We start from the raw sequence: 5366 nt of genomic DNA on the forward strand, positions 1-5366 counted from the left end.
GTGCTGCCGAACGCTCAAAGACGTCTATGGGGTGGTTTTATGGGTTCAAACTTCACGTGATTATCAATGACACGGGTGGCCTCTTAGCCGTTGCGTTGACCCCCGGGAATAGAGATGACCGTGGACCGCTTTGGGGGATGAACCCGGAGATGCCCCTTCATGGCAGCCTCTACGGGGATAGAGGGTATATCTCGAAAGACTTGCGGGAGAAACTCCGCAAGCAACGGATAAACTTGGTTTACAAAGTCCGCAAGAACATGGACCCCCTGGAGGTATCCGCAGCTGATGCAGAGCTGCTGCAAAAGCGGACGTTGGTTGAATCTGTGATTAAGGAACTCAAAACGCAGACGGTGTTAGAACACTCGCGTCATAGAAGTTTTGACAACTTTTACGTCAATGTGTTCTCTGCTTTGATCGCGTATCAGCTCTCGGAGAACAAACCTGCTCTGAACTTCGATGAACTTCAGCAAAGCAAGGATTTACCTATCCCCGTCAACAACTAACTTTTTTCAAACTCACGTTATATTAAGCCTTCGGTCTACCGCCTTTACCTTCAAACTATCAGCAATACTTTCAAGTGCTTCTATTTCTCTTTCGTATAATTCAAGGCGTTTCTGTTTAATTTGTAGTTCTGTCACGATATAGCCTCCTTCTTTCGCAATGAGCAGATACAGGATTGGTTAAATTGGGTTTTACAAGATTAGCCTATCAGCTATAAGGCTTCTTACTTCAGGAATATGCCAGAGTTCTTGGACGAAATAATTGATATTGTCTTCGGTGTCCCGTGAGCGGATTTTCACGATTTCATCATAGTCAATCTCTAATAACTCGCAGAATTCTCTGCCTGTCATAACCTCGTCAAAATCAATCATTCGCTTAAAGCCATCCCAAATAACATGGTGATCTTCTTGATTAAAAGAGCAAAAATAAACTGAAATATTATTTGTGAGTTTCTCAATGTTACGGTCTGCAAAGCCATACAAGGAAGCACGTTCTCCAGCAACTTTCTTTGTATCAAAGACGTGTCCATCTTTTAACTCTATAATATAGCAGTGATAGTCCTTGAAAATAATAAAATCAGGCTCCGAGCCATTAATATGCAACTTAGACTTTTTAATCACGCTTTTTGTTACCAAGAAGATACCACTGTGGATAACGTCATTTTGCAAGTCATCAAGAAACTCATCAAGATCATCTACTATGTCAATTCGCTCCTTAATAAGTGCTTCCAATTCTTTTCCGGCACGGATGGATGCAGAATGCACTTTGCTCATCAATTCACCTAACTGTTCATGACCGAACAATCTGTCGTATGAACCGGAACGATTCTTAGGAGCACTTTCTCTTATTTTTGCCATTTAGCCCTCCAAATCACACCCTATAAACTTCCTGTTGCATAAATGTGCGGATTCCATTACGGAAAAAGAACCTGCAGCGGGATCAATTATATAATCACCCTCGTTACTGACAGCCGTAATAAGTGCTGCCTGTAATTTGACAGGTTTTTGATGTGGGTGTTTTTTATTTTCTTTCGGTTCTCGCCAAACGTCACGAATGTTATGAACCTGCCAGACTCCTTTGGCACGCTTGGGGAGTTTCTGTAGAACGACACAATACTCACAGGTACGTCTCGATCTATACCCCATTCCAAAGCTTTCCTTATCCCAAACAATCATGTCAACGACTTCTAATTGTGTGCCTTCAATCCAATGTGTGAACCCCTGACATAGATGAAATTTGTCAATCCACAAAAACAGATGTCCGCTTGGCATAAGAGCAATGTCAATACCACGAATGAACTTCACAATCAATTCCTCTGACATTTGCTGCAATGCACATCTGCGTTTTTCTCGACTTTTCCCTTCGTTGCCATAATTCATTTTATCAAGCACACCCCGATATTGTGGATCCAGAAAAGCAACAGGTATAAATTCTCCTACAAAATGAGACAAGAATTCCAAACCGTCCATCTTTAGTCTGGTATTCGGCTTCAAATAATCAGGGAAGTCAACAGGTACTACGGGAGCTTCTATAATCCTATTAGTAGAAAATACATTGTTTGTAGTGTGTTCAGCAATCGTTTCACTCATTAACAACTCTCCTTATTGGCTACTTTCATACTGCCATTGATAAACCGCCAAAAGATTGTATCAAGATGCCGGTTGTTATAGACGTAGCACCGTTCTGCGACATACAAAGGGGTGTATTCGGTCGTGTAATGGTGGTGCGTGCCATAATGTGCTTTTTTGAGTAGACTCCAGAAGCCCTCAATGGTGTTGGTATGCTTGTCGCCTTCCACATATTGCACTTGGTGGTTGATGACCTCGTGCTTCATCATAGACGCAAACTGCCGGTAACCGTGGTGTTTGTCTGTCATGAGTTCGGATTCCTTGATGTTCACCACTTTCTTGATGAAGTCAAGGATTGTCCGTCCAGTAAGGTTTTCTACGACTTGTGCTACGACTTCACCGCCCCGTGCTACTGCACCTATCACAGTCGTTTTACTCGTGCCACGCCCCCGAGGTGCCGGTTCACGATCTTCCTTTTTGTTCTCCTTACGAGGCTTACCGCCTATGTAGGTTTCGTCTGCCTCTATAATGCCCTTGAGCAAGATAGAGTTCGTTTTATCCGCCATTTCAGCACGGACACGGGTGAGTAAGAACCATGCAGTTCGCTGGTTCAAGTCTAAATCACGCTCTAGCTGGTAGCTGGATATGCCTTTCTTGGCATTAAGTATCAACGCAATTGCCATAAACCATTTCTGAAGCGGTATCTGTGTGCCTTGAAACACTGTGCCGTGGGTAACTTTGAAGGATGCTTTACATTCTTTACAATGCCAGTGTCCCACACGCTCTACACCGTCTTCCCTCTTACGTCTGATATTCTGACTGCTACAATGCGGACAAACGGACTTTCCTGCCCAACGTACGCGTTCGAGATGATCTATGCACGACTCTTGGTCTGGGAAACGTTCCATGACTTCTTAGGACTTACGCATTCTCTCTTAAAGTCCCCCTGATAAGGGGGCTTTAGGGGGTTAAATCCCTGAAATAACGCCTTTTTCGGTGAAAGTTCCTGCTTTTATGCAATTTGCGTAACTCCTGCTTAGATAGGAAGTTTACTCATCCCTGTGAGGTTCTGTGTTGACATAAAAGGGTTGAAAAAGAAAGGAGTCGTTGAATTCATAAGACACATTTAGATCCGTACACATGACTTTTAATAACGTCACCAACTCCTCTGATTTCAGTGTTTCGTTATATTTCTTTAATGCTTCTATAACGGGCTTCACATCATGAAATATTATGAAAACTTCATTTAAAGCAGAGAGAAAATCTTCTCGAGAACGGGTTGCTTCCGCTGCCTCTACAATCCTTGGATCCAGCGCATATCTATACCCACAAAGGCATCGGAGCGTGTTGAATTTTTGTTGACGTTTCTCATATCTTCGGTAAGCCCACATGGATATCAGAACACCGATGAGCCCGGAGAATAATGAAGAAATGACAACCCACAATACCGATACAGCCACAGTAGCACCTCCTTCCCAATAAAATACGTGATAATTGGCTAATTTTCCGTCTTGAGTTTCTCTAATGCTTCATGGACATTCTTGTTCATCATGTTTAGCCGCATTACTTCCCTGTTGAGTTTCTCCAGCTGTGTGTAGTTCCATGGCAAGTATCTCCAGTTGAGACGCGACTTCTTTGATATCTACATCTATTCCTTGAAGGATAAATTGATAAGCGAGATCCTTCCAGTCTTGATATCTCGCCCACGAGCGTTTACAGATTGCCAGCCGAATGTCAAATCCAAGAGGCAGCAACAACGGTTGGATTTTATCAAAACGGATACCGGCGGAAACCCCCAAGGCTTCTCGAATAGACTTCTCCTCCTTCAGAACGAGATTGACCACATTTTGACATTCTTCTGCCGTAAGGTCTTTAGTCTCTATAATCGCGACAGCTAATAACCATTGATCTTCTTCATTCTTAAGCCGAGAGATTTGATAACCTTGTTCGATTCCAATTTGCCCCTCATCAATTTTCCACTGGATGCCTACCGGAAGTCCGAAAATGCGATGGCGCACACCCCAAAAACTTTCCGATCTGCCGACTTGTTCCGCGATTGCTTTATAAGTGCCGAGTTCCCGATATAAAGTATCTATAACCTTGGCAATTTCTGAGGGTTTCCTTGTATTTTCAGATGTTAGAAGTTCTTTCGCTGTGCTAGTATCCATCGGTATCTTGTTTACCTCTTAAGAGTTTCTGCTATCATGTGACCTATGATAACTCGCTCATTATCCAAACCTCTCTCTATTCCCCATTGTAGCAAATCGTCATACAATTCAGTTGGAATTGCATATTCTACAACAAGCCTGGACTCTTCTCGTCTTTTTTTGAGATTAGCATTCAAATCAGTAATAGAAGCCTTGTTTCCCAACTGCTTTATGGTTTCAATAGCATGCTTCCGATCATCCCTACCAAGTCCAAGATACCATGAGGCTCGGTCTTCCATTGCTTGTTTGCTTCGCTCTATGTTATACGAGTCAATTGTATTTGTCGCAATCGCATCCGCGGCGGTTTCAGTAAGTACCTTACTGTTTACCATCTCCATAACAGTTTTTGGCAAATAGACAAGGCGATAATACTTCTGAATTGTGATAACTTCTACACCAAGGAATTCCGCGGCAAGTTTCATTGCCTCATTTGCCGTATGTCCGTTGCCCTCGTATTGCTTATAAATCTTTTCCGTCCAGTATGCTTTGTCACTCGCTGAGAGACTCTCACGAGCTTCATTTTCGCCCCATGAACGCTGAATAGCTTCATCGTCGTTCAACTTCTCTATAAACGCAGGAATTTCTTTCAGACCGAGTGCTAAACACGCCTTTAACCTGCATTGCCCCGTAACATTCTGATAGTCGTATGTAGAATGAGTATCAGGATGCGGGCGAATGACAATCGGTTGATCTGGCCAATACCCGTGTTGTTTGATAGACGCTTTCACTTTCTTAACATTTTCTTCTACACCTTGCCGACGCACGTTGATTGTGCTATCTGGATCAATGGCAGTTACATCAATCATCTGAATTGTGTTCATCATTTTTATATTTCCTTTTTCTAAAACAAAACAGGGACATACACCGAAGCGCACATCCCTGTTTTTAGCGTATGCCTACTTTAAGATGACCATCTTGCGAAGCGACGAAATTTCGTCCGTTTCCAATTGGTAGAAATACACGCCGCTCGCCACCTGTTCGCCAGAAGCGTTCCGACCGTCCCAATACGCCGCACGTTCGCGATCCGTATAGTAGCCAGCCGACTGCTGACCCAACTGCAACGTCCGAACCACAACACCGTTCGCGGCAT

Annotated in this window: 8 protein-coding genes; 1 reads left to right on the forward strand and 7 read right to left on the reverse strand. The window is 43.3% G+C overall.

Annotation, left to right across the window (positions count from 1 at the left end):
- Positions 1 to 503: IS982 family transposase (locus tag F4X88_03695; protein ID MYA55378.1), on the forward strand; the 503-nt coding region annotated here is incomplete at its 5' end.
- Positions 504 to 692: 189 nt separating this feature from the next.
- Here the strand turns inward: F4X88_03695 and F4X88_03700 are convergent.
- From F4X88_03700 to F4X88_03730, 7 genes are all read right to left on the reverse strand, one after another.
- Positions 693 to 1358, reverse strand: a complete 666-nt coding sequence (locus F4X88_03700; protein ID MYA55379.1) for a restriction endonuclease — start codon at positions 1356 to 1358, stop codon at positions 693 to 695.
- The gene (locus tag F4X88_03705) at positions 1359 to 2090 is read right to left on the reverse strand and encodes a site-specific DNA-methyltransferase (protein ID MYA55380.1); all 732 of its coding nucleotides are present in this window, start codon (positions 2088 to 2090) and stop codon (positions 1359 to 1361) included. It abuts the gene before it with no gap.
- Positions 2090 to 2977 (reverse strand): IS1595 family transposase, encoded by an 888-nt coding sequence (locus F4X88_03710; GenBank protein MYA55381.1) that lies wholly within the window; start codon positions 2975 to 2977, stop codon positions 2090 to 2092. The genes F4X88_03705 and F4X88_03710 overlap by 1 nt, the downstream gene beginning before the upstream one ends.
- A 141-nt stretch (positions 2978 to 3118) precedes the next feature.
- The gene (locus tag F4X88_03715; GenBank protein ID MYA55382.1) at positions 3119 to 3529 is read right to left on the reverse strand and encodes a hypothetical protein; all 411 of its coding nucleotides are present in this window, start codon (positions 3527 to 3529) and stop codon (positions 3119 to 3121) included.
- Positions 3530 to 3598: 69 nt separating this feature from the next.
- Positions 3599 to 4237: a hypothetical protein gene (locus F4X88_03720; GenBank protein ID MYA55383.1), complete on the reverse strand. Its 639-nt coding sequence runs from the start codon at positions 4235 to 4237 to the stop codon at positions 3599 to 3601.
- A gap of 11 nt (positions 4238 to 4248) precedes the next feature.
- Positions 4249 to 5100, reverse strand: a complete 852-nt coding sequence (locus tag F4X88_03725) for a ParB/RepB/Spo0J family partition protein (GenBank protein ID MYA55384.1) — start codon at positions 5098 to 5100, stop codon at positions 4249 to 4251.
- Positions 5101 to 5172: 72 nt separating this feature from the next.
- Positions 5173 to 5366 (reverse strand): hypothetical protein (locus F4X88_03730; protein ID MYA55385.1); only part of this gene is annotated, 194 nt, incomplete at its 5' end.

The organism is Candidatus Poribacteria bacterium, assembly GCA_009839745.1.
GTDB lineage: Bacteria > Poribacteria > WGA-4E > WGA-4E > WGA-3G > WGA-3G.

Coding starts and splice junctions, on each gene's coding strand:
- F4X88_03725 (MYA55384.1), bottom strand. CDS start 5,100: ATGATGAACACAATTCAGATGATTGATGTAACTGCCATTGATCCAGAT.
- F4X88_03700 (MYA55379.1), bottom strand. CDS start 1,358: ATGGCAAAAATAAGAGAAAGTGCTCCTAAGAATCGTTCCGGTTCATAC.
- F4X88_03720 (MYA55383.1), bottom strand. CDS start 4,237: ATGGATACTAGCACAGCGAAAGAACTTCTAACATCTGAAAATACAAGG.
- F4X88_03705 (MYA55380.1), bottom strand. CDS start 2,090: ATGAGTGAAACGATTGCTGAACACACTACAAACAATGTATTTTCTACT.
- F4X88_03710 (MYA55381.1), bottom strand. CDS start 2,977: ATGGAACGTTTCCCAGACCAAGAGTCGTGCATAGATCATCTCGAACGC.